The sequence below is a fragment of the Microcystis sp. M061S2 genome, assembly GCF_020245605.1.
Classification (GTDB): Bacteria; Cyanobacteriota; Cyanobacteriia; order Cyanobacteriales; family Microcystaceae; genus Microcystis.
In genome coordinates, this window is sequence record NZ_JADBUP010000118.1 from 1 (window position 1) to 24,286 (window position 24,286).

Annotated in this window: 23 protein-coding genes; 12 read left to right on the top strand and 11 right to left on the bottom strand. The window is 44.8% G+C overall.

The genetic code is table 11. The annotated features are described in order from the left end of the window. Positions 1-265 precede the first annotated feature (265 nt). The 6 genes from ppc to IM475_RS18695 form a co-directional block, all read right to left on the bottom strand. Positions 266-3,322, bottom strand: a complete 3,057-nt coding sequence (gene ppc / locus IM475_RS18670; protein WP_287728721.1) for a phosphoenolpyruvate carboxylase — start codon at positions 3,320-3,322, stop codon at positions 266-268. Positions 3,323-3,631: 309 nt separating this feature from the next. Beyond that, positions 3,632-3,820, bottom strand: coding sequence for a hypothetical protein (locus tag IM475_RS18675; protein WP_002761679.1), 189 nt, complete (start codon positions 3,818-3,820; stop codon positions 3,632-3,634). Beyond that, positions 3,817-4,104: a cell division topological specificity factor MinE gene (gene minE, locus IM475_RS18680; RefSeq protein WP_002764792.1), complete on the bottom strand. Its 288-nt coding sequence runs from the start codon at positions 4,102-4,104 to the stop codon at positions 3,817-3,819. Before minE ends, IM475_RS18675 begins: the two co-directional genes overlap by 4 nt. Positions 4,105-4,133: 29 nt before the next feature. Next, positions 4,134-4,934 (bottom strand): septum site-determining protein MinD, encoded by an 801-nt coding sequence (gene minD, locus IM475_RS18685; protein ID WP_287660431.1) that lies wholly within the window; start codon positions 4,932-4,934, stop codon positions 4,134-4,136. A 159-nt stretch (positions 4,935-5,093) separates the two neighbouring features. Next, positions 5,094-5,921: a septum site-determining protein MinC gene (gene minC, locus IM475_RS18690; protein WP_287728733.1), complete on the bottom strand. Its 828-nt coding sequence runs from the start codon at positions 5,919-5,921 to the stop codon at positions 5,094-5,096. A 12-nt stretch (positions 5,922-5,933) separates the two neighbouring features. Then, positions 5,934-6,284 (bottom strand): hypothetical protein, encoded by a 351-nt coding sequence (locus tag IM475_RS18695; protein WP_103112913.1) that lies wholly within the window; start codon positions 6,282-6,284, stop codon positions 5,934-5,936. Between the two features lie 177 nt (positions 6,285-6,461). On the opposite strand from IM475_RS18695, the gene IM475_RS18700 reads away from it, so the two are divergent. The 5 genes from IM475_RS18700 (at position 6,462) to IM475_RS18720 (ending at position 8,976) form a co-directional block, all read left to right on the top strand. Beyond that, complete coding sequence (locus tag IM475_RS18700; protein WP_287728722.1) at positions 6,462-7,034, top strand: transposase; 573 nt, start codon at positions 6,462-6,464, stop codon at positions 7,032-7,034. Between the two features lie 429 nt (positions 7,035-7,463). Then, the gene (locus tag IM475_RS18705) at positions 7,464-7,784 is read left to right on the top strand and encodes a hypothetical protein (RefSeq protein WP_002777378.1); all 321 of its coding nucleotides are present in this window, start codon (positions 7,464-7,466) and stop codon (positions 7,782-7,784) included. Further along, on the top strand, positions 7,774-8,217 hold the full coding sequence (locus tag IM475_RS18710) for a type II toxin-antitoxin system YhaV family toxin (RefSeq protein ID WP_287728723.1): 444 nt from the start codon (positions 7,774-7,776) through the stop codon (positions 8,215-8,217). The genes IM475_RS18705 and IM475_RS18710 overlap by 11 nt, the downstream gene beginning before the upstream one ends. 146 nt (positions 8,218-8,363) lie before the next feature. Next, the gene (locus IM475_RS18715) at positions 8,364-8,645 is read left to right on the top strand and encodes a type II toxin-antitoxin system RelE/ParE family toxin (protein ID WP_287728724.1); all 282 of its coding nucleotides are present in this window, start codon (positions 8,364-8,366) and stop codon (positions 8,643-8,645) included. A 16-nt stretch (positions 8,646-8,661) separates the two neighbouring features. Next, a complete protein-coding gene (locus IM475_RS18720) occupies positions 8,662-8,976 on the top strand; it encodes a HigA family addiction module antitoxin (RefSeq protein WP_002733868.1) in 315 nt (104 codons plus the stop codon). Positions 8,977-9,365: 389 nt separating this feature from the next. Here the strand turns inward: IM475_RS18720 and IM475_RS18725 are convergent, their stop codons facing one another. Then, on the bottom strand, positions 9,366-10,343 hold the full coding sequence (locus IM475_RS18725) for a hypothetical protein (RefSeq protein WP_287728725.1): 978 nt from the start codon (positions 10,341-10,343) through the stop codon (positions 9,366-9,368). A 238-nt stretch (positions 10,344-10,581) separates the two neighbouring features. Between IM475_RS18725 and IM475_RS18730 the strand changes: the two genes are divergently transcribed. Further along, positions 10,582-10,710 (top strand): hypothetical protein, encoded by a 129-nt coding sequence (locus IM475_RS18730; RefSeq protein WP_004161683.1) that lies wholly within the window; start codon positions 10,582-10,584, stop codon positions 10,708-10,710. Between the two features lie 240 nt (positions 10,711-10,950). On the opposite strand, the gene IM475_RS18735 is transcribed toward IM475_RS18730, so the two are convergent. Next, the gene (locus IM475_RS18735; RefSeq protein ID WP_287728726.1) at positions 10,951-12,270 is read right to left on the bottom strand and encodes a four-carbon acid sugar kinase family protein; all 1,320 of its coding nucleotides are present in this window, start codon (positions 12,268-12,270) and stop codon (positions 10,951-10,953) included. A gap of 150 nt (positions 12,271-12,420) precedes the next feature. On the opposite strand from IM475_RS18735, the gene lpxA reads away from it, so the two are divergent. Both lpxA and lpxB read left to right on the top strand, forming a co-directional pair. Continuing rightward, on the top strand, positions 12,421-13,257 hold the full coding sequence (gene lpxA, locus IM475_RS18740) for an acyl-ACP--UDP-N-acetylglucosamine O-acyltransferase (protein ID WP_002764806.1): 837 nt from the start codon (positions 12,421-12,423) through the stop codon (positions 13,255-13,257). A 192-nt stretch (positions 13,258-13,449) separates the two neighbouring features. Next, a complete protein-coding gene (gene lpxB, locus IM475_RS18745) occupies positions 13,450-14,652 on the top strand; it encodes a lipid-A-disaccharide synthase (RefSeq protein ID WP_287728727.1) in 1,203 nt (400 codons plus the stop codon). A 427-nt stretch (positions 14,653-15,079) separates the two neighbouring features. On the opposite strand, the gene gcvP is transcribed toward lpxB, so the two are convergent. Together gcvP and IM475_RS18755 are read right to left on the bottom strand one after the other, a co-directional pair. Beyond that, positions 15,080-18,067 (bottom strand): aminomethyl-transferring glycine dehydrogenase, encoded by a 2,988-nt coding sequence (gene gcvP / locus IM475_RS18750; protein WP_287728728.1) that lies wholly within the window; start codon positions 18,065-18,067, stop codon positions 15,080-15,082. A gap of 368 nt (positions 18,068-18,435) precedes the next feature. Next, the gene (locus IM475_RS18755; protein WP_287660437.1) at positions 18,436-20,061 is read right to left on the bottom strand and encodes an ArnT family glycosyltransferase; all 1,626 of its coding nucleotides are present in this window, start codon (positions 20,059-20,061) and stop codon (positions 18,436-18,438) included. Positions 20,062-20,360: 299 nt separating this feature from the next. On the opposite strand from IM475_RS18755, the gene IM475_RS18760 reads away from it, so the two are divergent. Then, positions 20,361-21,170, top strand: coding sequence for an aminotransferase class IV (locus tag IM475_RS18760; protein WP_287660438.1), 810 nt, complete (start codon positions 20,361-20,363; stop codon positions 21,168-21,170). A gap of 56 nt (positions 21,171-21,226) precedes the next feature. Here IM475_RS18760 and IM475_RS18765 read toward each other — a convergent pair whose 3' ends face one another. Continuing rightward, positions 21,227-21,577 carry a single-stranded DNA-binding protein gene (locus IM475_RS18765; protein WP_159252077.1) on the bottom strand — a complete coding sequence of 117 codons (351 nt, stop codon included), beginning with the start codon at positions 21,575-21,577 and terminating at the stop codon, positions 21,227-21,229. 222 nt (positions 21,578-21,799) lie between these two features. On the opposite strand from IM475_RS18765, the gene IM475_RS18770 reads away from it, so the two are divergent. The 3 genes from IM475_RS18770 to mreD all read left to right on the top strand — a co-directional run bounded on the left by IM475_RS18770 (position 21,800) and on the right by mreD (position 24,208). Further along, positions 21,800-22,837, top strand: a complete 1,038-nt coding sequence (locus IM475_RS18770) for a rod shape-determining protein (protein WP_287728729.1) — start codon at positions 21,800-21,802, stop codon at positions 22,835-22,837. 73 nt (positions 22,838-22,910) lie between these two features. Beyond that, positions 22,911-23,660: a rod shape-determining protein MreC gene (gene mreC, locus IM475_RS18775; RefSeq protein WP_287660440.1), complete on the top strand. Its 750-nt coding sequence runs from the start codon at positions 22,911-22,913 to the stop codon at positions 23,658-23,660. After that, complete coding sequence (gene mreD, locus IM475_RS18780) at positions 23,627-24,208, top strand: rod shape-determining protein MreD (RefSeq protein ID WP_287660441.1); 582 nt, start codon at positions 23,627-23,629, stop codon at positions 24,206-24,208. Before mreC ends, mreD begins: the two co-directional genes overlap by 34 nt. Positions 24,209-24,286 lie beyond the last annotated feature (78 nt).

The window sequence follows — 24,286 nt, forward strand, 5'->3', positions numbered from 1 at the left end:
AAGTCGTCGACATGACAGAAAAGAGCTTCTAGACTAGACATAGATGGGTTGGGGGTGCTGAGTTTATATATTTTTCAGCTTACTAGCCCCCGCCTTTTCTTTCCTCCCTTATCCCGAACTGACGTTAGTATAATGCCCAATTTTAGTAATTTTCCCTTTTAAAATAACAACTTAGTAGAAGTTATACAAAAAGTTGACAACTCCAAAAAATAGGGTGGATTACCTTCAAGATAACCACCCGAAAACTACCATTAATTATCTGTAATCAACCGGTATTTCTCATCCCTGCGGCAATACCATTAATCGTCATTAAAGCACCCCTTAATAACTCCTCTTTAGAATAGCGGAAATGAATCACACCAGATTGAGCTTGACTATTGTATTGACGTAAACGCTTGAGGAGAGACACCTGTAGGAAACCGAGGGGAACGATCGAACCATTGCGTAACTGCACCGAGCGCTGTAAATTCGGATCATTATCCAATAAATGTTTCTCACCAGTGATCTGGAGAACAATCTCGCTAGTGCGATTATATTCCTCTTTGATCCTTTCAAACAGACGTTCAAAACGTTCTCGATCTTCCTGTTTAGAAAGTTCACTGACGTAGTGATAGGCCATCTGTATATCCACCTTCGATAGAGTCATTTCTGCCTTAGAAATCACCATCTGGAAGAAAGGCCACTTGTGATAAAAATGGCGTAACAATTCCAAATTTCTGCTAGGAGAATCATCGAGAAACATCTGTAAAGCTGTCCCTAAACCATACCAAGCCGGTAAAAGAAAACGGGTTTGCGTCCAACTAAACACCCAGGGAATTGCCCGCAGGGTACTTAAATCCTGTTGACCACTTTTCCGGCGGGCCGGTCGGGAACTAATCTGTAAAAGACTAATTTCAGGAATGGGAGTTACGGACAGAAAGAAGTCTAAAAAGTCCGGTTCTTCATAAATCAAACTGCGATAGGTTTGCCGTGAACAGGTGGCCAACTCCTCCATGATGCGATTCCAAGGTTCGAGATCATCAAAACCACTGCCCAGTAAACTTGCCTGTATGACTGCCGTTACGGCCGTTTCGAGGTTATACAAGGCCAATTCTGGTAAAGAGTATTTCGAGGCTAAAACCTCGCCCTGTTCGGTGATTTTAATGCGACCGTTAATAGTTCCCCGGGGTTGGGCGAGGATAGCGGCGTAGGCTGGGCCACCACCACGACCGACGGAACCGCCCCGGCCATGAAAAAGACGTAGATCCACGCCGTATTGTTTAGCGGTTTTTTGTAAAGCCTTCTGGGCCTTATGAATTTCCCAATTACTGCTTAAAAAGCCAGAATCCTTATTACTATCGGAGTAACCGACCATAATCTCCTGTAAATTACCCGGTTCGAGGATCGCCGGTTCCGGGGTCACGTCCTCCCCGTTTAAAGCCGCTAAATGGTCGTAACCGCCAGCTAGGGCTGCCCGGTAGAGGGGCAATTCAAACAAAGTCTGCATGATGCCGGGGGCGTGTTTGAGGTCATCGACGGTTTCAAAGAGGGGAACGATGCGGAGGGAACTGCGGCTAGTGGCGGGGTCGTATAAACCGGCTTCTTGGGCTAATAACAGCACTTCTAGCACATCGCTGGCCTCGTTGGTCATGCTGATAATGTAGGTTTGGCAGATTTCCAAACCGAATTCCCCTTGCAGACTTCTTAAAACTCGCAGGGTTTCAATGGTTTCGCAGGTTCTTTCCGAGAAGGGCATTTCCCGGGGAATTAAGGGCCGACGGGTTTTTAATTCCTCCACTAACCAGGCGATTTTTTCTGATTCGGTTAATTTGCCGTAGGGTTTCGGTAAAACTCCCAGATATGCGGCGATTTCTTCGATACATTCGGCGTGACGGGTAGATTCTTGCCGAAAATCTAACTGAGTTAGGACAAAGCCAAAAATCTCTACTTGGGCGATCAGTTGATCCAGTTCTTGACAGGAAAGACCGGTTTGAAGGAGACTGCGCTGTAATAGCTTTAATTCGGCTAAAAACTCGGAACCGGAGCGATAGATGTTGGTTTCGTTGAGTTTAGTTAATAATTGTCGTTCTTCTGGGTCATTAAGGCGATTATTGCGATCACGCGTATTTTCCAGACGTTTTTGAATAAAGGCCAATTTGAGGCGATAGGGTTCCTGACGGTAGCGGATTGCTAACTGGCTATAGATTTCGGGCATTTGCTGTTTATCTCTGTCCAGGGAGTCCAGCAACTCCGGCAAGACGTGACACCAGTGCAGGGAGGCGCTTAAAATACTGGTCAGGTCGCGAATAGCATCGAGATATTTTTTAATAACGAGATTGCGCTGATAACAGCAGGTTTTCCAGGTGACTTCGGGGGTAACGGAGGGATTGCCATCCCGATCTCCCCCGACCCAAGAACCAAAGCGACAGAAGTTATTTTTCGGCGCTCGTAAACGGGGAAAGGAGGATTCTAGGCTTTGCTGCAGACGTAGGGTTAACTGGGGTAGGGAATCGAAGAGAACTTCATCGAAGTAGTGCAGAGCATAATCCACTTCATCGACGACGGTAGGTTTAAATTGATGTAGTTCATCTGTTCGCCACCAGAAACGTATTTCTTCTTTTAACTGTTTGGTGACTGTTTGTGCTTCTCTGGAGTTAGTTAACCCCATACTGCGAAAGATTTCTTCTGCTTGGTCGAGTTTTTCGAGAATGCCCGAGATGCGGCGCTGTTTAATGCGAATGGTGTGACGGACAATTTCCGTGGGGTGGGCCGTGAAAACCAGACGAATATCTAACTGATCGAGAAGACGCTGAATTTCTTGGGGGGGGACGTTAACCTGTTTGAGATAGGGAAATAACCAGTGAAATAGTCCCGATTTTGGGCTGGAGTGATCGGACTCGTTCAGGGTTTTTTCTAGCCAATCGGCCCCGACAATGGTGGCTAAAAGGCTTTTCTGCGGTGGATCTGTCTTGGGACTTTCGTTTTCTTCCCCGATCACCGTCCGTCGCAGTAGTTGCTGATCCCTTTGTTCGTAGTGTTGTTCGATTATATTTATTAACTGGAAATAGAGGGCAAAAGCGCGGGTAACTTTGATCGCTTCCCCTAGTTCCAAGTCTTCGATCATTTTGGCGATCGTTGCTTCTGGACTATCATCGGTCACTTGTCCTTCCTCAGAACAGAGATGGCGCAGTAATTCCAGTAAATCGACTAATTCTTGACCACATTCGGAGACCAAGACTTCTTTCCATAAATCTTCGATTAATTTCAGTCTTTGCTGCAGAAACAGGTTGGAAGTGCTGAAAATATCCTGTTCGGTTTCGGTCGAGGGGACAAGGACGCTCATAATTTCAGTAATCAGTAAACAGTAATCAGTAATCAGTAAACAGTAAACAGTAAACAGTAATCAGTAATCAGTAATCAGTAATCAGTAAAAAGAAAGCTCAGAACTTGCCCCTTAATACTATTCACTGAAAACTCGAATCTGATCATTGATAACTGATAACTGATCACTGATCACTGATCGATCCGGATTAGTTCTTAGGGTTTGTCAAAAATGAGATTATATCCCAAAGAATCACATTTTTCCCGATTTTTAACAAAAATTTCACTATTTTTGCCTCTTTTCAGGGGGCAAAAGGACTTTTTTCTTGGATTATTGGTCACTGTTGACCGGTAACTGATCGGGAATATTGAGCAGCGGCAAGCGATCGCCGCGAAAGATTTCCTCGCTGTCTTTCCCGACTTCTATCAACCAATTATTAATAGAACGTAGTCCCAAGTAGGATAAAAGAAAGGGACTAACCGCTAGACTAAGCCAAAGCTCGATCGGTTGAGTTTTCATGGCAATTTCTCGGTTAAAGGACGGCGTTTGATCCGACGAATCGGAAAATTAGCAATCAGGGCTGTAGTTCGTTGATCACTTTCTAAGAGTAACTCGGTTTCCTCGGTATCGATATCAAGATAACGACTGACCACTTCTAAGATTTCTTGACGCATCATATTGAGAATTTCGGGACTAAGATCGGCCCGATCATGGGCCAGAATAAGTTTTAAGCGTTTTTTAGCTTGGTCGCCACTTTTGCCCGAACCGCGCCATGCTAGAAGTTTATCGATCAGGTCATTCATAGTAGGTTAAGGGGTTGAGATGAGAGAGTTTAAGGCCCAAACAAGCGACGACGCAGACGAGCAAGAAAACCTTCTTGACCGGCCATTAAATCTAGAAACGGCACATCGCGACCCTGTAAACGCTGGGCAATGTTTCTAAAGGCCATGGCGGGGAGAGAGGTCTTCTCCTCTAATACTAATGGTTCCCCTTTATTAGTGGAAATAATAATTCTTTGATCGTCGGGAATAATCCCCAACAGGGGAATTACCAAGAGGTCGAGAATGTCCTCGACGCTGATCATCTGGTTAAGTTGGATCATTTCTGGCCGCAGCCGGTTGACGATCAGACGGATACTCTTAATATCTTCGCTTTCTAGTAATCCCACCACGCGATCGGCATCTCTCACTGCCGACATTTCTGGGGTAGTAACGATGATCGCTTCCTGGGCAGCGGCGATCGCATTGCGAAAACCCATTTCAATTCCTGCCGGGCAATCAATCAATACATAGTCATAACTTTTTGACAATTGGGCGACTAAATCCTTCATTTGCTCGGCAGTAATTGCCTCTTTGGTGCGATTTTGTGCCGCTGGTAATAAGACCAGATTTTCCTGTCTTTTATCCTTAACTAAAGCTTTATCAAGGCTACAATCTCCCGCCACCACATCGATGGCAGTATAAACGATACGCTGTTCTAATCCTAACAATAAATCGAGATTTCTCAGTCCGAAATCAGCATCGACAAGGGCGACTCGACAGCCTAATTGAGATAAAGCTGAACCTAAGTTCGCCGTTACTGTCGTTTTACCAACTCCTCCCTTTCCCGATGTCACCACAATTACACGAGCCATAATTTATATCAGTTATCAGTTATCAGTTATCAGTTACCGGTTATCAGTTATCAGCTATCAGTTATCAGTTTTATAGAGTTTTTCATTTCAACGCAGTTAATCCCTATTTTTACTGGTCACTGAATCACTATTTACTGATCACTGTTTACTGGTCACTGATCACTTTTTTTCTACCCATCCCACTTTATCTTTAAAGGTGTAGGTTCTGGAAAAATTATAAGCCCCAATGATGCGGATTCCTCCTTCGCTGATACAGGCAATTTCTGGTTCCATGCGATCGCTATTCAAAGCCGGGGTGCGTGCCACTAATTCCGCGATCCGCAGTTGAGTTAAGTCGATTCGCAGGGCCATAATTACCGCTGCTCGATCGCCGCGGAATCCAGCATGGGCCACACCGCGTAAACTCCCCCAAACTAATATATCGCCATCAGCGACGATCGAGCCGCCGGGGTTGACATCGCCCATGACTATAACTGTACCCGGGTGACGGATTTCTACACCCGATCGCAGGGTGGTTTTTAAGTACAAAGGTTCGGCGAGGAGGGATGGCAGCGGTTGCTCGTCCCCGAAAACCGTCGGATTCGATCGCATTTGTTCGACGTTGTAACCCATAGTTGCCGCTGCCACTGCGGTTTGTCTTCTTTGGGTTTGGATGGTATGTAGGGGTAATTCGGCACTGTCTAAAATTGTGGCGATCGCTTGTAGTTGGCGCGTATCCATCAGGCGATCGTTGGACCTTAGGTGTACTGGTGTTCTAGCGGGGCAGTTTTGGCCGCTATTACGGAGATAATATTTTAATCCTGTCAAGATATCTGTCCAATCCTGACTTGTCTCCCCGGCGCTGGTTTTGGGCAAAATTAGCACCAATTTCTCACCCTCGCTTTTTAAGTGGATTTGGGCGTATCTCTCTATTACCGAGGCTGATGGCTCAATTTTTTCGGTTTCTGAGTCGATTTCTTGATTTATTTCGGTTTTAGTTTCATCCATAGCCATAATTTTTTACTTAAACAAGACAAAGCGCAAAATAGCGATCAGCAAACCGACGGAAGCGGTAATTAGTGAACCTCCTAAAATGGTTATCAATGCCCAAATTTGATTTTTTTGACTGCCCTCGACTATTTTGAGGCGATTATCCATCCCTTCGACTCTTTCGGTTAATTTTGCCTGTCCTATCTCTAGGGATTTAACATCTTGCTTGATTTCCTTAATATCAGCTTTAATTTCGCCAATATCAGCCTTAATTTCGACGATACTATTCTCGATCGCCGTGAAACGAGTCTCGATCGCTTTTTGTCCGTTGATAATTAAGTCTTCTAGCCTTTGCAAGTCCGTATCGGCAACAGTTTTCATAAAAATTAACCAGCTATCAGTATAGATGTTTCTTTAATTATGAACCTTGAGCAGCCGGCAGCAGTGGGAATTAGGAATTATGAATTAGGAATTGCGGCTGATGTGAGATAGAGAGGTTTGTAAAATCAAAGGGAGAGGTCACGATAAAGGTAATCACTCCAAAGCATGAGGCCCCCCATGAATAGGATAGATGCTCCCACCCTCTTGACTATTATTTATGTCCTGGTGGATGACTGGTATCAAGAACAGGGATATCGCTTGACTTCCATGCTGCCTGGACCTGAGCCTAGTTTCAGAGATAGTGAAATGTTGACCTTTTGGTTTATTCCCTCGTCCCTGCTCATACTGACGAACGCTCCCGCAGCAGAATCCGTATTGCAGTTCATTCAAGGCAACAATATCCTAGCCGACAAGGGGTTTATTGGTACTGATTGGCAGACTGAGATATCAAGAACCACAGGTAATCGAGTCTCTACAGCTAAGAGAGTCAATCAACATCAACAAACTTCTCCCGTCTTTGAGCGACTTCTTCAACATTTTCGAGAACGGATTGAGGGGGTTTTCAATGAGGTGCAGAATACAGGACGCAACTTGGAGCGATTGCTCAGAAAGAAAGTTGAGGGACTTTCTGTCCATGTTGCCGCTAAAATGGCAAGTCATACCCTGCGGATACTGTTGCGTCAGCGTTTTGGTATTGATGTTCTCACCTTTGAGCAGACTCCTGTTCAACCCTTTGGGCAACTCACATAAGGCGTGATTTTAAAAATTAACTTAATCATAAAGAAAAATTTAACTTTCTCTTTTATGGTAAATTGCAAAACACGATCGAGCGGAAAAATTAAGGGGAAAATTTTGATACTACTTATACTAAAAGCCATCCTGATCACCCTAGCGCTCTTGCTACTCGGTGATTTAATTTCTACGTTTCTCTACCATGTTCCAGAACACGTTTTCGGCAAGTTTCACGCTGCGGTACACCACGGCAAAAATCGGAACTTTTTTCATTACGCGTTGTTAAATCGAAATCCGCTAGTTTTACTCGATGGCTTTCTCGGCGCGCTCCCCTATAGTATATATGTATGGGGTAAGTTCAGTTAAAACGCGGTTGAGAAGCTGGGCAACCTTGTATGTTATTAAATTATGTAATAACATGATATGTAGTAAACCTTGCCTAAAATCATGAGTAACAAACAATACAATCTAACCTGGGCTAGAATAGGCAATGCTTCAGGTTTCCGTCTGAGTGCCAGTTTTTTTAAGGATAATCCCCAATTCAAAGAAGCTAAAGGTGCTGTTGAAGTTATCAGCCCTGATACCTTATTAGTCCGCTTACAGCCTCAATCTGTAGAACAGGAGGAAGATGAACTGATGCTGAGTTTATTCTTAGATTTTCTGACCAAGCAAGCCCTATTAAATCCTGATGCTGAGTTAGAAGCTTATACGGAAGCGATGGCAGCGGTCGATGAAGAGTTGATGACAGGAGTAGAACTTGATAGTTAACGGTTGGCGAATCTACTTTATTAAAAGACTTTTTGGGCAACAACGCCGCGATTTACAAGTTGAGGTTCGTAAACTAAAAAACACCTTGCCAACAGAAGCATACCGTACTCATTCTACAGTCAAACTCTACAGGGCGATTATGGTCGCCATTAAAGAAAAAATCCCTCTCGACCCTTTTGCTTCCCATTTTGCTCTGACTGGGGCGCTCAAGCATTACGGAAGAGTCAAAAAGATGGGACTACCTGACCGTTATCGCTTATTCTTTCGGGCTATACAAACCAAGGAGTATAAAGCAATTTTTGTTTTATGGCTAGGCTGTCCTCGCAAACAAGGGGATAAAAATGATTGTTATAAAGCCTTCACAAAAATGGTTGAGCGAGGTGATTTTCCCAATTCTCTTGACGCTTTAATCCTTGATAGCCAAGAAGATTAGCTAGTGATAAGGTGGTTGAAAAAGCGATCGTAACCCACAGATACACTTTCAACTGCGCCTCCACAAAAAGATTGCGATCTAACGTTAGCATAAGATCGATGATCGCACTAAGATGATATGATAGTAGTGCATTTTCCTAATTATTGATGATTAAGAGTTTTGCATCTAAGGAGACAGAGCAGTTATTCAAACGTAAATTTTTACGAAAATTACCTCAAGATATTCAACGAAATGCTCGGAGAAAGCTAGAAGTTTTAGACGCGGCCGAAACTTTACAGGATTTATACATTCCTCCATCTAATCGGTTGGAAAAACTCTCAGGAGATAGAAAAAATCAGCATAGTATCCGAATTAACGATCAGTGGCGGATCTGTTTTATTTGGAAAAATGGCAACGCCTACAATGTAGAAATAGTCGATTATCATTAATTGTTACTCAATAATCATGACTGAGAAAAAATTATTAGCCCCCATTCATCCTGGTGAGATTCTGTTAGAAGAATTTCTCAAACCGATGGAAATTAGCCAAGAACGTTTGGCAGAAGATCTTAATGTACCAATAGAGCAAATCAAGGAAATTATCGAGGAAAAGCGAGGAATTACTGCCGATATTGCCTTAAGGCTTTCTCGTTATTTTGGTATGTCTGAAAGGTTCTGGATGAATCTTCAAACAAGGTATGATATTGAAGTAGAAAAAGATAGGCTCAGAGAACGTTTAGAGAAGGAAGTAAAAGTCTATGCTGCTTCACAAGCACTGTAGCATAACCGAAAAAATAGGGGAAGAATAATAATTTTAACCCCCCGTAGTGGATTGTTTCAGCTAATTTGGTGTATTAGAAAAATGCTATAAATTCTATAATCTAAGACTTTAAGCCGAAATCTATTGCCCTATTTTAGTTGAAACAGTCCAGTAGGGTGGATTAGCGCAGCGTAATCCACCATTACATCAATTATTGAATAACCATAGATTAGGTGCGTTACACTTCGTTAACGCACCCTACAAGAGCGGCGATCGCACTAACCGGACAGCGATAACCTTTGCAACTCAACAGGTAGTCTATGCTCCGTTCCGGTTCAGCGCAATGTTAGACCAGCACCCACCCGCCGCTCAAGGGGTAGTTGCCGATTTGCCGAACCCATTGCCCCCCATCAGGACTTCGGAGGTAGCTTGGGCAGTTCGATCCACAGTTCCAGCACACCGGGCTGTGGCTTCACGCCGGAGAAATTCGTAAAGTCCGCCGTCTGCACCGTCAGATTTTTATAGCCTAGCTGTTTCAGGGCATTCGTTGTATCTTTCGCCAGTTTGCCCGCCGCGGACGCATCCTTATTATCGTTATTGTTGAAGAAACGAACCTCGTGTAGCCCCGCGGCACCGCCATCGCGATCCTCGGGAGGCACATTGTATTTGGCGGCTTGGAGAGCGGTACGCAGGGCCTTCGCCTGCTCGCGGGGCGCACCGGCGAACTGAATGAACACCGTGGGCATCTTCTGCGCCTCGGCGCTCTGGCGCACTTGTTCATCCGTCCGTCGCACAAGATTCGCAACATCGGTCTGCACCTTAGTCACCGTCGAACCGTCCTTGGCCGTCAGCGTGCTAGTGCCGGGTAGCTTCTCGACGATCTGGCTCAGTCGATCGACCTGCTTGCCGAGGGCGGCAACCCTTGTCATGTTTTCATCGAGCAACGTTGTGATAGGTTTCTCGCCAACCGTCACGATCAGAGCCTTGGTTCGATCGTCGAGAGCTTTCTGCCGAGTCTCCAATGTGTTGATAGTATCGATAGTCGGGCCCACCTCGGCGAGCTTCTTCTTGGCTGAAGCGATAAACTCGGCATTCTGTTTGGCTAACTCCTCCGCGATACCGAGCGTTACATTGATACGCTCGCTCTTCTCCTCTGCCTGACCGGTGATCTCCTTGATTCTTGCGTCTACCATAGAGGTGATGATCTGGTTCCAGCCTAGGCCGGCGGTGACCAAGGCAAAGGCAAATGCCACACCGGCAAGGCCGTAGCGCCACATCAGGGTTGCCTCGACGCGCTGGATGACCTTCTCCTCGATGCGTCGCTCGATCAGCTCCAGTATCCGCTCATCGATCTTTTCGAGTTCGGGATTCTGTCCTTTGTCAGCCATCTCGCCTTCCCTCCGAGCTTTGTTCTACTAATTTTCCTTTTAAAAATGCTAACTATTAATTATACCGCTCTCTGCGGTCTAGCACCCTCATCTATCCTACTATCCCACCTCCATCGGTCTAACACCCCCTTAATCATACCTAATACCGCACCGTGCGGTTTAATCACCTCAATTAGGGAATAATAACCGCAGAGGGTGGTCTAGTATTCCCTTCAAGTGGATTTTACCGCATTTGCTGATGACAGAAGAAGCACAATCCCCTCGACTGTTAGAACAAGTCCGAGAAGTCATGCGTCTCAAGCACCTCAGCTTGAAGACGGAAAAATTACATTCGAGATTTGGCTCTTCGGTTTGTGTTATGCAATGAATGGAGGTTATAAGAGATGGAACCCTTATATAGAAAGACATTTGGCGATTTTTATCAATTGTTTTTGATCTAGAGCGAACTAATCAATTAAATCTCTTGCCAGATAAGGATTTAGTCGATTTATGCCCCCCTATCGAACCATACCAAGTAACGAAGAACCTGAAAACTCACATCTGCTCACTGCTCACTGCTCACTGATAACTGATAACTGATAACTGATAACTGACCACTGATTGCCTCCTATTGACACAAACGTTGATAAACTGTGGCTAAAGCTTGGACATCACCAACGTTACCCGGGAAAAGAACCACAGGTAGATTAGGAAAGAGATGATGATCGGCTGCTGTACGGACCATGGAGACACCGGGGAGAATCTGACCGAGTAAACGGGCCGATTGCAGGCTTAAACCCGTACTTAAGACATCATTGGAGGTAATTCCGCCTTTACTGATTAAAAAACTGATGTCACCGGGTAAATCCTTAACAATGTCCATTAACAGGGTGGAGACGGCAACCCCAAAATCAAGACGTTTCTGCACAGAGGCAAAGGTTAACTCTTGCCGACTGGTATAGATCACGGGGGTTTGTTTATTTTTGTGAATAAGCTTGACTTTTTCCAGAGCTTGTGCTAGGAGTTGATCTCGTTGCTCAGGACGATCGCGCAATGCCGTCACATCGATTTCGACTCCGACGGTGTTGGGTTGTTGAAGCAGTTCATCTAATTGTTGGCTAGTTTTTTTGACGTGGGAACCGACGATAATTGCCCCGGCTTCCCCCGTGGGCTTATACTTACCCATAGATTCGGGTGCGATCGGTTGAGTTCCTAAATTAGCCAAAGAAGTTAAAATACTGGCGGCACTACGGAATAAAAATTTTTTTCCCTCCCCTGCGGCGGTTAAAATATCTTCAGCAAAGCGATCGAGATCCGCTTGAGTTTCCCCATCTACCACCCCACATTGATTATTTTTGAGCTTTTGCAGTCGTTCTAAACTACCTTGACGGATATCTGCCAGTAAAAATCTTTCCACATCATCTGCTTTAATTTTACCTTTCGTTTTCTCCTCCACATAATCCGGCAGATAACTGTAATGGTAGGCAAAAACCGAATCGCGAGCGAATTCCGTCTCGTGGACGGGAGTGGGAACGCCATCGATGATTAAATAGTGAATACTATCGCGGGTGATTCTGCCCCCCTCAAAAAAGGCTGGAATCAGGAAATGAGCATCAAAACCGCCCAATTCTTCGGCAATAACATCAGTTTCGATCGGATAATGCCCGCGCAGGGTAGAATCGGAACGACTAACCACCAAAAAATCCTCGATTCCCTCTTTAGTTAAGGCAGTTTTCAGGTTATGACAGACTTCTCTGGTGACAGACTCGGCTTTTTCGGGGGTTAAAGCGCGAGTATTGGTCAAAACAAAGAAAATTGGCGCATTATCTGCCAATCCCAAGCGGAGAGTATCTTCATCCCACCGCATCAATAACAGACAACTATGGACTGTTTGGGAACCTGTCGGGTCGTCATCTAAGACTATAATTTTAGGTCTATTATTGCTCATATATTTTTTATCAGGATGGGAGGGACGAAGGAACCAAGAGAATCTGGTTAATAGTTTATCGGGTTCTGGTTCCCCATTAAAGTCGTCCCCTCCCTAAGCAACCGCTATCAATCTTGATCACAATCTGTCCAATATAGGATAAGCTATACCATGATTCATACAGTGACGAAGTTGAGCGCGGGAGACTTCCCTTTGAATACGTTAATCCACCCCACTGCGGTTATCCATCCGTCGGCAAAACTTGATCCCAAGGTTAAAGTTGGTCCCTATGCTGTGATCGGGGCCAATGTGGAAATTGAAGCTGATACAATTATTGATGCCCATGTGGTCATTGAGGGTCCGACTAAAATTGGCAAGGGTAATCATATTTTTTCTGGGGCTGTTATTGGTAATGAACCACAGGATTTAAAGTATAAAGGGGGCGAAAGTAGCGTAGAAATTGGTGATCATAACCAAATTCGCGAGTTTGTCACGATTAATCGTGCCACGGATACGGGAGAAGTTACCCAAATTGGCAATAATAATTTATTAATGGCCTATGTTCACGTTGCCCATAATTGTATTTTGCAAGATAACATTATTATCGCTAATAGTGTCGCCTTGGCTGGTCATGTCCAGATCGAATCAAAAGCAGTTATCGGGGGGGTTTTAGGAGTACATCAATTTGTTCATATTGGCAAAATGGCCATGTTAGGAGGAATGAGTCGTATTGATCGCGATGTTCCCCCTTTTACTTTAGTGGAAGGCAATCCCTGTCGCGTGCGAACTCTTAATTTAGTCGGTTTACAAAGAGCAGGTTTTACCGATGAAGATCTAGCTTTACTGAAAAAAGCTTTTCGGATTATCTATCGTTCTAATATAAATCTTCAGGAGGCTTTAGAACAAGTTTCTCTCTTAACCGATAACCCCCATGTTCAACATCTCTGTCAATTTTTACAATCCTCTACCACGGGAGAAAAACGCCGCGGTTTAATTCCGGGGAAATAATTTCTTGATTGAGGAACAGGGAGTGGGGAGTGGGAATTATGAATGATGAATGATGAATTATGAATTGGGGAGCGGGAAGAAAAAGCGTTCGACAAAAGCTCACCCCGAAGTCTGTCTTCTGAATCCTGACTCCTATCTCCCGACTCCTGACTCCTGACTCCTGAATTCTTTTATTATCAAATAATTATCCAAATGCGTATATTTATTAGTACGGGTGAGGTATCGGGTGATTTACAGGCAGCCATGCTGATTGAATCCCTTTTTAAACTAGCTAAAACCCAGGCAATTGAGTTAGAAATTTTTGCACTAGGTGGCGATCGCATGGAGTTAGCTGGAGCAAAAATGCTGGGTAAAACCACTCGACTGGCTGCCATGGGATTAATTGAATCTATCCCCTTTATTTTGCCAACCTTACAACTACAAAAACGAGCAAAAGAGTTTTTTAGAGATCATCCCCCCGATCTGATTATTTTAATTGATTATGTGGGGGCAAATGTGGCGATCGGTCAGTCGGCTAAAAAAATTATTCCCGATGTCCCAATTATTTATTATATTGCCCCACAGGTGTGGATTTGGTCGGAAGAAAATATCCCCTCAGCTAAACTCAGGGCCACAGCAGAAAAGTTATTTAATACGGAAAAATTAATCGCCGTCACCGATAAATTATTGGCAATTTTTCCCGCTGAAGCTCGTTTTTTTGAAACAAAAGGTTTACCGGTAACTTGGGTGGGACATCCTTTAGTTGATCGTATGGCCAATGCTCCCAATCGGCAAGAAATGCGGCAAAAATGGGCAATAAAACCCGAAGAAACGGTAATCGCTTTATTACCTGCTTCCCGTCAACAGGAGTTTAAATATCTCGTGCCGACGGTGTGCGCTGCTGCTAAAAAATTACAGGAAAAAATACCCGATATTAAGTTTTTAATTCCCGTTCCCTTAGCTTTATACGAACCAAAAATGCGAGAATTAGTGAAGGAATATGGATTAAATGCGGTGATTATGGAACGAGATCAGACTTTAGAAGCGATTGCCGCAGCCGATCTGGCTGTGGCTAAGTCTGGTACAGTTAATCTCGAAATTGCTTTGTTAAATGTGCCGCAGGTGGTGGTTTACCGTTTAAGTGCAGTTACTGCTTGGATTGCCCGCAATATTATGAAGTTTTCTGTACCATTTGTCTCACCGGTAAATTTAGTTTTAATGCGAGAAATTGTTCCCGAATTATTGCAAGAGGAAGCTAACCCGGAGAGAATTATGCAGGAATGTCTAGATTTATTATTAAATCAGCAACGTCGGCAAAAAATGTTAGATGAATACGCAGAAACTAAGGCCGGTTTAGGAACAGTAGGCAGTTGTGAGCGAGTGGCACAAGAGGTATTTAAAATAGGCCTTTGTTAGGGTTGGGAGCCGGTCGTCAGGAGACAGGATTCAGGAGACAGGAGACAGCTTTTTTCTCCCCGCTCCCCAATTCATAATTCATAATTCATAATTCCTACACCCTACACCCCACGGCTGCATCCAACATTTGCAGAAATATCGACAATCAGCAATTATCAGTAACTCTGAAATTGGTACAAAAATATGAACAATCGCGTGTAAGCATCCCACCGAAAAGCTAATGCGCGGGGGGTTTGGGGGCGGCGCCACGCCCCCAACGGGGGGTTTGGGGGGTAGAACCCCCCAAAAGCTTGGATTGAGTGATAAAACTGAAAGTAACACACCCAATTTTAGGAGAAAGTTTCCCTTGAAAAATCCCAAATTAGTAGATTTACAAAAATGAGATGCACCCCACCCTACACCCAGGAAAAGCTTTTTGCCGCAAACCCTACTTATAAGCGTCCATACCCTCACAGGAACAAACCAGATTTCTGTCCCCGTAGGCATTATCAACCCGTCCCACTACCGGCCAGAATTTATAATCTTTTAGCCAAGAAAGCGGGTAAGCTGCCTGTTGACGGGAATAGGGACGACTCCAATCATCGGCAGTTAAAACTGCGGCTGTGTGGGGGGCATTTTTCAAGGGATTATCGTGGGGATCCATGCTACCATTAGCGATCGCTTGTACCTCTTGATAGATAGTTAACAAAGCTTCACAAAAACGGTCTAATTCGCCCAAAGATTCGCTTTCCGTGGGTTCCACCATCATTGTACCCGCCACGGGCCAAGAAACCGTCGGCGCGTGGAAACCGAAATCCATCAAGCGTTTTGCCACATCTTCCACCTCGATGCTGGCCTGTTTTTTCAGGGGACGTAAATCAATCACGCACTCGTGGGCGACTGTTCCCGCGCTACCCTTAAATAACACTGGATAGGCCGACTCCAGACGAAAAGCCATATAATTAGCGTTCAAAATTGCCACTTCTGTCGCTTTTTTCAAGCCAGCTGCCCCCATCATAGCGATATACATCCAAGAAATCACCAAAATGCTGGCACTACCCCAAGGCGCGGCCGAAATTGCCCCAATCGAGTCCTGATGCTTACCGTTAGCGGTTTCTGGGGATAATTTCGCCAAAACCAAGGAAACATCCGGCAGAAAAGGCACTAAATGGGATTTTACTCCGATTGGTCCCATACCCGGTCCGCCACCACCGTGGGGAATACAGAAAGTTTTATGGAGATTCAAGTGACAGACATCAGCTCCAAAATCCGCCGGACGACATAAACCCACCTGAGCATTCATATTGGCGCCATCCATATAGACTTGACCACCGTATTGATGAATCAAGGCGCAAATTTCGCTAATTCCCTGTTCAAAAACGCCGTGAGTGGAAGGATACGTTACCATCAAAGCCGCTAGATTATCCTGATGCTTCTCGGCCTTAGTTTTTAAGTCATCAATATCAATATTGCCCCGAGAATCGCAATTAACCGCCACTACTTTCATACCACACATAACAGCACTGGCAGGATTAGTCCCGTGAGCGGACTCAGGAATTAAGCAAATCTGACGATGACCTTGACCGCGACTTTCATGGTAGGCTCGGATCACCTGTAAACCGGCATACTCTCCCTGAGAACCGGCGTTCGGTTGTAGAGAAATGCCATCAAACCCGGTAATTTCCCCTAACCAAGTTTCTAACTGTTGAAAGAGCAGTTGATAGCCTTCTGCTTGGTCAATCGGGGCAAAAGGGTGTAATTTGCCGAATTCTGCCCAAGTTACTGGAATCATCTCCGCTACGGCATTGAGTTTCATCGTACAGGAACCGAGGGGAATCATGGAAGTATTTAAGGCTAAATCCTTTGTTTCCAGACGGTGTAGATATCTGAGTAATTCCGTTTCCGAGTGGTAACGATTGAACACCGGTTCGGTAAGATAGGCACTGGTACGGGTTAAATTAGCGGGTAATTCTAGGCTAATTTTCTCGACTAATTCGGCTGCGGTAAAGGGTAATTCCTCGGTGGGGGCAAAAATTTGCCATAAATCCCACACATCCCTGAGAGTGGTGGTTTCATCGAGACTAATTCCTAGATTATTCTCATCAAAATAACGCAGATTAATCTTATGGGTTTTTGCCTTCGCAAGGATGTCCTTAACTCCCGTGGATACAGTAACTTTGAGCGTATCGAAGTACGGTTCTTTCCCCACTTGATAACCCAACTGTTTTAAACCAGTTGCCAATAAAGCGGTTAATTTCTGCACTCTTTGGGCGATTTTCTTGATTCCTTCCGGTCCGTGATAGACCGCGTACATGGAAGCAATCACCGCTAGTAACACCTGTGCGGTACAAATATTACTGGTGGCTTTATCCCGGCGGATATGTTGTTCGCGGGTTTGCAAAGCTAAACGTAGTGCGGGTTTACCCTGACTATCCTTCGATACCCCGACAATGCGCCCCGGAATACTGCGTTTATAGGCATCTTTGGTGGCAAAATAGGCAGCATGGGGACCCCCATAACCTAAAGGAACCCCAAAGCGTTGACTGCTACCCACGGCAATATCAGCCCCCAATTCGCCGGGGGGAGTCAACAGGGATAAACTGAGAATATCGGCGGCAACGGTGACTAAAGCCCCATTTTCCTGCGCTTTGGCGATAAATTGCCGATAGTCATAAATTACGCCATCGGTGGCTGGATATTGTAATAATGCGCCAAAAATCGGCGTTTGGAAGTCAAAGAGACGATGATCCTCGATAATAATGTCAATACCTAAAGGAATCGCTCTGGTTTTAACAACTTCAATCGTTTGGGGATGGCAACTACTAGAGATAAAGAAAGCATTGGCTTTAGTTTTACACAGTCCATAACTCATGCTCATCGCTTCTGCAGCTGCTGTTCCTTCATCGAGGAGGGAAGCGTTAGCAATTTCCAGACCGGTTAAGCTAGTGATGAGAGTTTGGAAGTTTAAGAGAGCTTCTAAGCGTCCCTGGGCGATTTCCGCTTGATAGGGAGTATAGGCAGTGTACCAACCCGGATTTTCTAAGATGTTGCGGAGAATTACCGGCGGGGTGATACAGTCATGGTAGCCCATGCCAATAAAGGAGCGAAATACCTGATTTTTTGAGGAAATCGCTTTTAATTGGGCAAGAGCGGCGTATTCACTCAAGGCAGGTGGTAGATTAAGGCTTTTTTGTAAACGAATTCCTGACGGGACAGTTTTAGCGATTAATTCCTCAAGGGTAGCAACACCCAAAACCGCCAGCATTTTCTCGATTTCCGTCTCCGTCGGTCCAATGTGACGGTTAACAAAGCTATCGGTACAGTCTAGCAGGTCTTGCAGGTCAGCAGGAGCGAATTCCTCAGTTTTCTCGGCCGTAATTGACCTATTTAGCATATTAATCTCGGTTTCAACAATTACAAAAGTGTTGCGTTTCATCGCTAGGGGTGATTTTAACGCAACTTGTAAAATTTTTGTAATATTTCAAGTCATCAATCAGCAAGTTAAAGTCTAAGCTAATTTGCTATCGAAAGTATTCACAAAATTAACCTGGTGCATCTCACATTTGCAGAAATACCGACAATCGGCAATTATCAGTGACTCTTAAATTATTACAGATATGTCAGCAGCTGCGTGCAAGCATCCCACCGAAAAGCTAATGCGCGGGGGGTTTGGGGGGTTCTACCCCCCAAAAGCTTGGATTGAGGGAAAAAATCGCAAATAACCCCCAACTTTAGAGGAGATTTTCCCTTTAAAAATCTCAACTGAGTAGATTTACAAAAATGGGATGCACAAAATTAACCTCACTACTGCTTTGTCATCAAAAACCAACCGGAATCCGTAGATCCGATCACCTTTAATCCTCCTAAATCAGTAGCTTCTTTGGTTTGACGATCGATAATTAGGTAGGGTTGCTTGTGACTTTGCCAATAATTGATTAATTCTTCAGCAGCAAGGGGAAAAACCCGACGACCACTATAAAAATTTAATGAGGGGCGCTCGTAGGCAAAAGCAATATAAACAGGGTGATCGGCCGGCACATATTTCTGCACTAAACTCGCCACCGGTTTGACGGGGAAATTCTCATTTAATTCCCATATCCACAGGGGAGAATTGACAAAAATAAACAAAGAAACCAACATTCCCCAGAGTAAAACCACGCTGAATTGTTCCGAGCGCCGAGCTAACAAAATTGCCGTTGTCACCATGGTCAGGGAAAGTGACAATAAGGTTAAAAGAATTAAGGGATGGAGAGGTTCAATACCGGCAAAATTACCAGGGAAATAGGCCATTAAAGCTAATAAACCTGCCACAACGCCGATAATACCCAAAATAATTGACCAGATTGGATTATAGGGGCGATCGATGGGAAGATTACTCACCTGCGCCAAGGCATAACCGGCCGCTAAAGCCAAGGCCGGATAGATCGGCAGAATATACCAGGGCAACTTGGTCGCCATTACCGAAACCACCAACAGATAAACACCCGTCCAAACTAACAGTAACTTCGCCCAACTGTAGAGATGTTCCTGACGTGCTAAACGTAAACCCCAAACCGAGAAAATTAACCAAGGCCAACTATATTTAAGAATTTCCAGCAGATAATACCAAAACGGTTCGCGATGATCGTCGAGATGGTCACTAACTCGCTTTAACTGTTGAACAAAAAGGGAATCGAGAAACTCCCGCTCGTAGTGCCAAAATTGGGCGCTATACCAAGCAAAAGCGGGAGTTGCTCCCAACAACCAACCCGACCAAAAATAGGCAGACGTTAATAACCGGGGGGTATCCCAGAGCAGAAAAATCAAGCCGATACCCGCCAATAATAGCCCCATAATACCCTTAGTCAGACAAAGGAGGGCAAATCCTAACCCCGCCCCCAGAGACCAGCGTAAATCGCGCCGTGAGCGCAGTAAACCAACAAACATCAGGATTTCAAAACATAATACCGCTCCATCCAACATGGCTAAACGGCCATGGCGCACCACCGGCAAAAGAGTTAGATAGATTAAGGCCGATAGTAAAGCTGGCAAACGAGCGGGAAAAATTTCTCGACCGAGAAGGTAGAGGAGCGGCACCGATAAAGCTGTTAAAAAAGCGGGAATTAGTCTAGTATTGGCCTCATTAATGCCCCAGAAATGGTAGGTTAGACCAATTAAACTATGAATCAACGGCGGTTTATTCAGGTAGGGATCACCCCAAAGACTAGGAAATAACCAGCGCAATTGTTCCAGGGGGGTTTGGCTAATTTCCTTGGCCACCTGAGCGATGGTCGCTTCATCCCAATCCCGCAAGGGTAAATTACCTAATCCCACTAGATAGATAATTAAGGCCGCTATTAATAATCCCAGTAAACACAGAAATTCTTTAAAATTTTCTCTCTGACGCAATTTATAACCAGAATATCCCCAAGTAAATTTTTGACGGTTCATAAGCTAGGTCAGTTATCAGTAAACAGTTATCACTAAACAGTAAACAGTAAACAGTCATCAGTAAACAGTAAACAGTAATCAGTAAGGCTCTCCTAGACTGGTTATAGCAAATTAGTAGTTTCAATGAGCCTATAAGTCTCTTGCCAGATAAGAATTTAGCCGATTTCTGCCCCCTGATCGAACCATACCAAGTAACGAAGAACCATTATTTTCTGCTAAAATATCATAACTACTCTAGAAGATCCTTAAAACTCAAATCTGATAACTGATAACTGATAACTGATAACTGATAACTGATTATGTATTGGTATAATGGCGAATTAATCGAGGATGAGCGAATAAGTCTGGGTATTGATGATATTGGGCTACTTTATGGAGCCACAATATTTACTACCCTGCGTATCTATCAACAAAGCTTAGATCATCCCCTAACCCATTGGCAAGAGCATCTCGAACGTTTGCACTCTAGTTTACAAGTTTTCCACTGGCCCGCTCCCGATTGGCGGCGAATTCGCCAAGGAGCCGAAGAATTATCCCTATTCTATGCTGTCCTGAGAATTACAATTTTTCCCGATGGTAGGGAGTGGATTAAAGGCAGATTTCTTCCGGAAGATTTAAACATTAGACAAGAGCGGGGAATTATTGGGTGGGTAACAGATAATCCCGCTTGGCAACGGGTTTTAGGAGAACATAAAACTGGTAATTATTTGACCCCTTGGTTAGCGTCACAAACGGCTCAAAAAAAAGGAGCAAAAGAAGCGATATTAGTTGATCGAGTCGGGAATTGGTTAGAAACTAGCACGGGCAATTTATGGGGATGGAAAGATAATTGCTGGTACAGTCCCCTACTGACTGCTGATATTTTACCCGGGATCGGGCGCTCGGCTTTGATCGGTTGGTTACAAAAACAAAATATTTCCCTGCAAGAAAATCTCTGGACCCCCGAATTTGTCGGGACTTTACAAGCGATCGCCTATAGTAATTCCCTGGTGGAAATTATCCCTTTCAATTCTATTCTTGGCTGGGATATAGAGATAAATACAGCCATTTATCGGCAAGTTTTACCGGATTTACAGCAATATTTTTCCAGTCAATTAGAGAATAAATAAGGGTGTGTTACTAGAGGCTAACACACCTAAAATCTGGAAATAATACCGCTCAAGCTTTAAAATTCTCGCTCGGAATTAGCCTCACTATCGCGTTTAGAACCGAGTAAATCTAATTGATCGACGAGAATTACCGGTTTAGAACGAGCTAATCCCGTGTTTTTATCATTCCAAGTATCCATTTTCAAAGAACCTTTAATCCCGATTAAACCGCCTTTTTTCACATAATTAGCGGCCACCTCCGCCGTTTTGCCCCAAATTTCCAGATCGAACCAATCCGGCTGATCGCTATTTTTAGAGCGACGATTAACCGCTAAAGTCAAGGTACACTTAACACTGCCGGACTCGAAATACTTCGTTTCCGGGTCTCTCCCCGCTCGTCCCACCAAATGAACCAGATTTAAACTCATGGTCTTAAATCCTCAATTTAGTACAATAGTATGTTTATTTTAGCCCGAAACCTTGGACTTGACCGGTGGGCAGCCAGAAAATTAGGCTGAAGACTTGCGTAAATCTGGAGAGAAAGAAGCGATAATTAACTAGACTTGAGAAACAAAACGTAATAAAATCCAAGTCGATTCGATCAAAAGTCTAGCTATAGCAACGTTTTATAAGAACAGGAGTGAAAACAAGTGGGTTTTTTTAGAGGTCTAGGCTTATCCAGGGACATAGGTATAGACTTGGGGACAGCAAACACCCTCGTTTATGTGTCGGGGAAAGGTATTGTTTTAGAGGAACCATCGGTAGTGGCGATCGATCAAGATCGTAACCCGATCGCTGTCGGGGAGGAGGCCAAAAAAATGCTCGGTCGCACTCCAGGTCATGTCACCGCGCTGCGACCCCTGCGCGATGGGGTAATCGCCGATTTCTACAGTTGCGAGATCATGTTAGCGGAATTTATCAAACGAGCGCTCGATGGCACGATTGGCAATCCCCGCATGGTAATCGGTGTTCCCAGTGGGATTACCGGCGTAGAAAGACGTGCGGTGGTGGATGCGGCCAAAAATGCCGGCTCGCGAGAAGTGGGGTTAATTGATGAACCGGTTGCGGCGGCCTTGGGTGCCGGTTTACCCGTCTCGGAAGCGACGGGTAATATGATCATCGATATCGGTGGTGGCACCACGGAAGTGGCCATTCTCAGTCTTGATGGGACCGTGATCAGCGAATCGGTGCGCGTCGCTGGGGATGAACTGACGGACTCAATTATCGCCTATCTAAAAAAAGTCCATAACCTGATTATCGGGGAACGTACAGCCGAAGATATTAAAATTCGCCTTGGTTCAGCTTATCCCTCCCCCGAAGATGAATTTCCTCCTCTGGAAGTGCGGGGATTGCATCTCATGTCCGGTTTACCCCGCACCGTGACGATCAAAGCGGAAGAAGTGCGGGAAAGTATGGATGAACCACTTTCTGTGATCGTTGATGCGATCAAACGTACCCTCGAAAAAACTCCCCCCGAATTAGCGGCCGATATTATCGATCGCGGCATCATGTTAGCGGGAGGGGGTGCTTTATTACGGGGACTCGATCTCCTAGTCAGTCACGAAACCGGTATCGTTACCCATGTCGCTGAAGATCCCCTGCGCTGTGTTGTCAAAGGCACGGGAGAAGTGTTAAAAAATCAGAAACTCTTTGAGCGGATCGTTAATGAAACAACTCGCAATGTCTAAAGGTCACTAGGATCGGTTAGCGGCAAAATACACGGATTCTCACTCTACACAGCCAAGAGGTTTTAAATCGCTCATGTATTCAGCACGACGAAAATGGACACAGCAGGGATGGCGACTTTTGCTGCTCGCTGCCGCTCTGGGGGGAGCTTGGTACATTCGCACCTATCAAAGTGGGGCGATTTTAGAATTGTATGGTTTATTAACCCGCCCTTTTCAGGGAGAGGAAACTAATCTGCAAGAGCAACTTCTGGCCGATCAACGGGTGCGAGAATTACAAAATCGTTTAAGTGAAGTCGAATATCAAAATCAACAATTAAAAAAACAGCTTGGTTATTATCAAACCCAGAAAAAACCCCTGATTTCTGCCCCAATTATTGGCCGCAGCGCTGATGATTGGTGGCAACAGGTAATTATTGGTCGGGGTAGCGCCGATGGTGTGCCAGTGGGTGCTTCGGTGACGGGAATTGGTGGTTTAGTGGGACGGATTACAGAAGTTACTCCCCACACCAGCAAAGTTTTATTGGTCAGTAATTCCCAAAGTCGCATCGGAGCAACGGTGAATCGTAGTCGGGCCATGGGTTTAATTCAAGGTCAGGATTCCCAAGTCGCCACCCTGCGCTTTTTTGAAAAAGCTCCCGATGTCAAACCGGGAGATGTGGTGACAACTTCGGCTTTTAGTAGTCTTTTTTCGCCAGGGTTGCCCATCGGTCGGATAATTTCCCTTAATTTACAGGAAAATCCCGCCCCCACCGCCAAAATTGAATTTACCGCCACCGTGGACAATCTCGAATGGGTGTTCGTTCACCCGCAACCTCAGCAGTGAGAGGGGGAATTATGCTGAAATTAAGCCGTTTATCAGCCCGTTCTCGTTTTATCCTGAATATTTTAGTCACTATCGCTTCGCTGCTTCTCTGTACCTTTCTTTCCTTAATGCGGCTGCCCGGTATGGAGATTTTAGGCATCGCTCCCAATTGGTTACTGATTTGGTTGGTTAGTTGGAGTCTCAATCGCTCTTGTCTCGATAGTGTGGTGGCCGGATTAGCGATCGGCGCTATTCAAGATAGTTTAACCTCTAATTATCCTTCCCATATCATGGTTTTTGGTCTCATCGGTTTCCTCACTTCCCGTTTACACCGACAACGTTATGTTAAAGAAGAATTGATCGCCGTGGTCTTAATTGTCTTTGTTATGACTTTAATTGCCGATGGTGCGATCGCTTTTCAATACTATCTACAAGGAGGCAAAAATCTCGCCGATCTTTGGCTCGATTATCAACGCATTGCCCTCACTTCTGCTCTGCTTAGTAGTCTCTGGACTCCCCTCGTCTATTATCCTCTCCAGCAATGGTGGCGACAATTTAGCGATCTTTAAGTTTAAGGAGTCGGTCGTCGGGAAATTATTTTTATTTATTCTCCCTGCTCCCCTCTCCCCAATTCATAATTCATAATT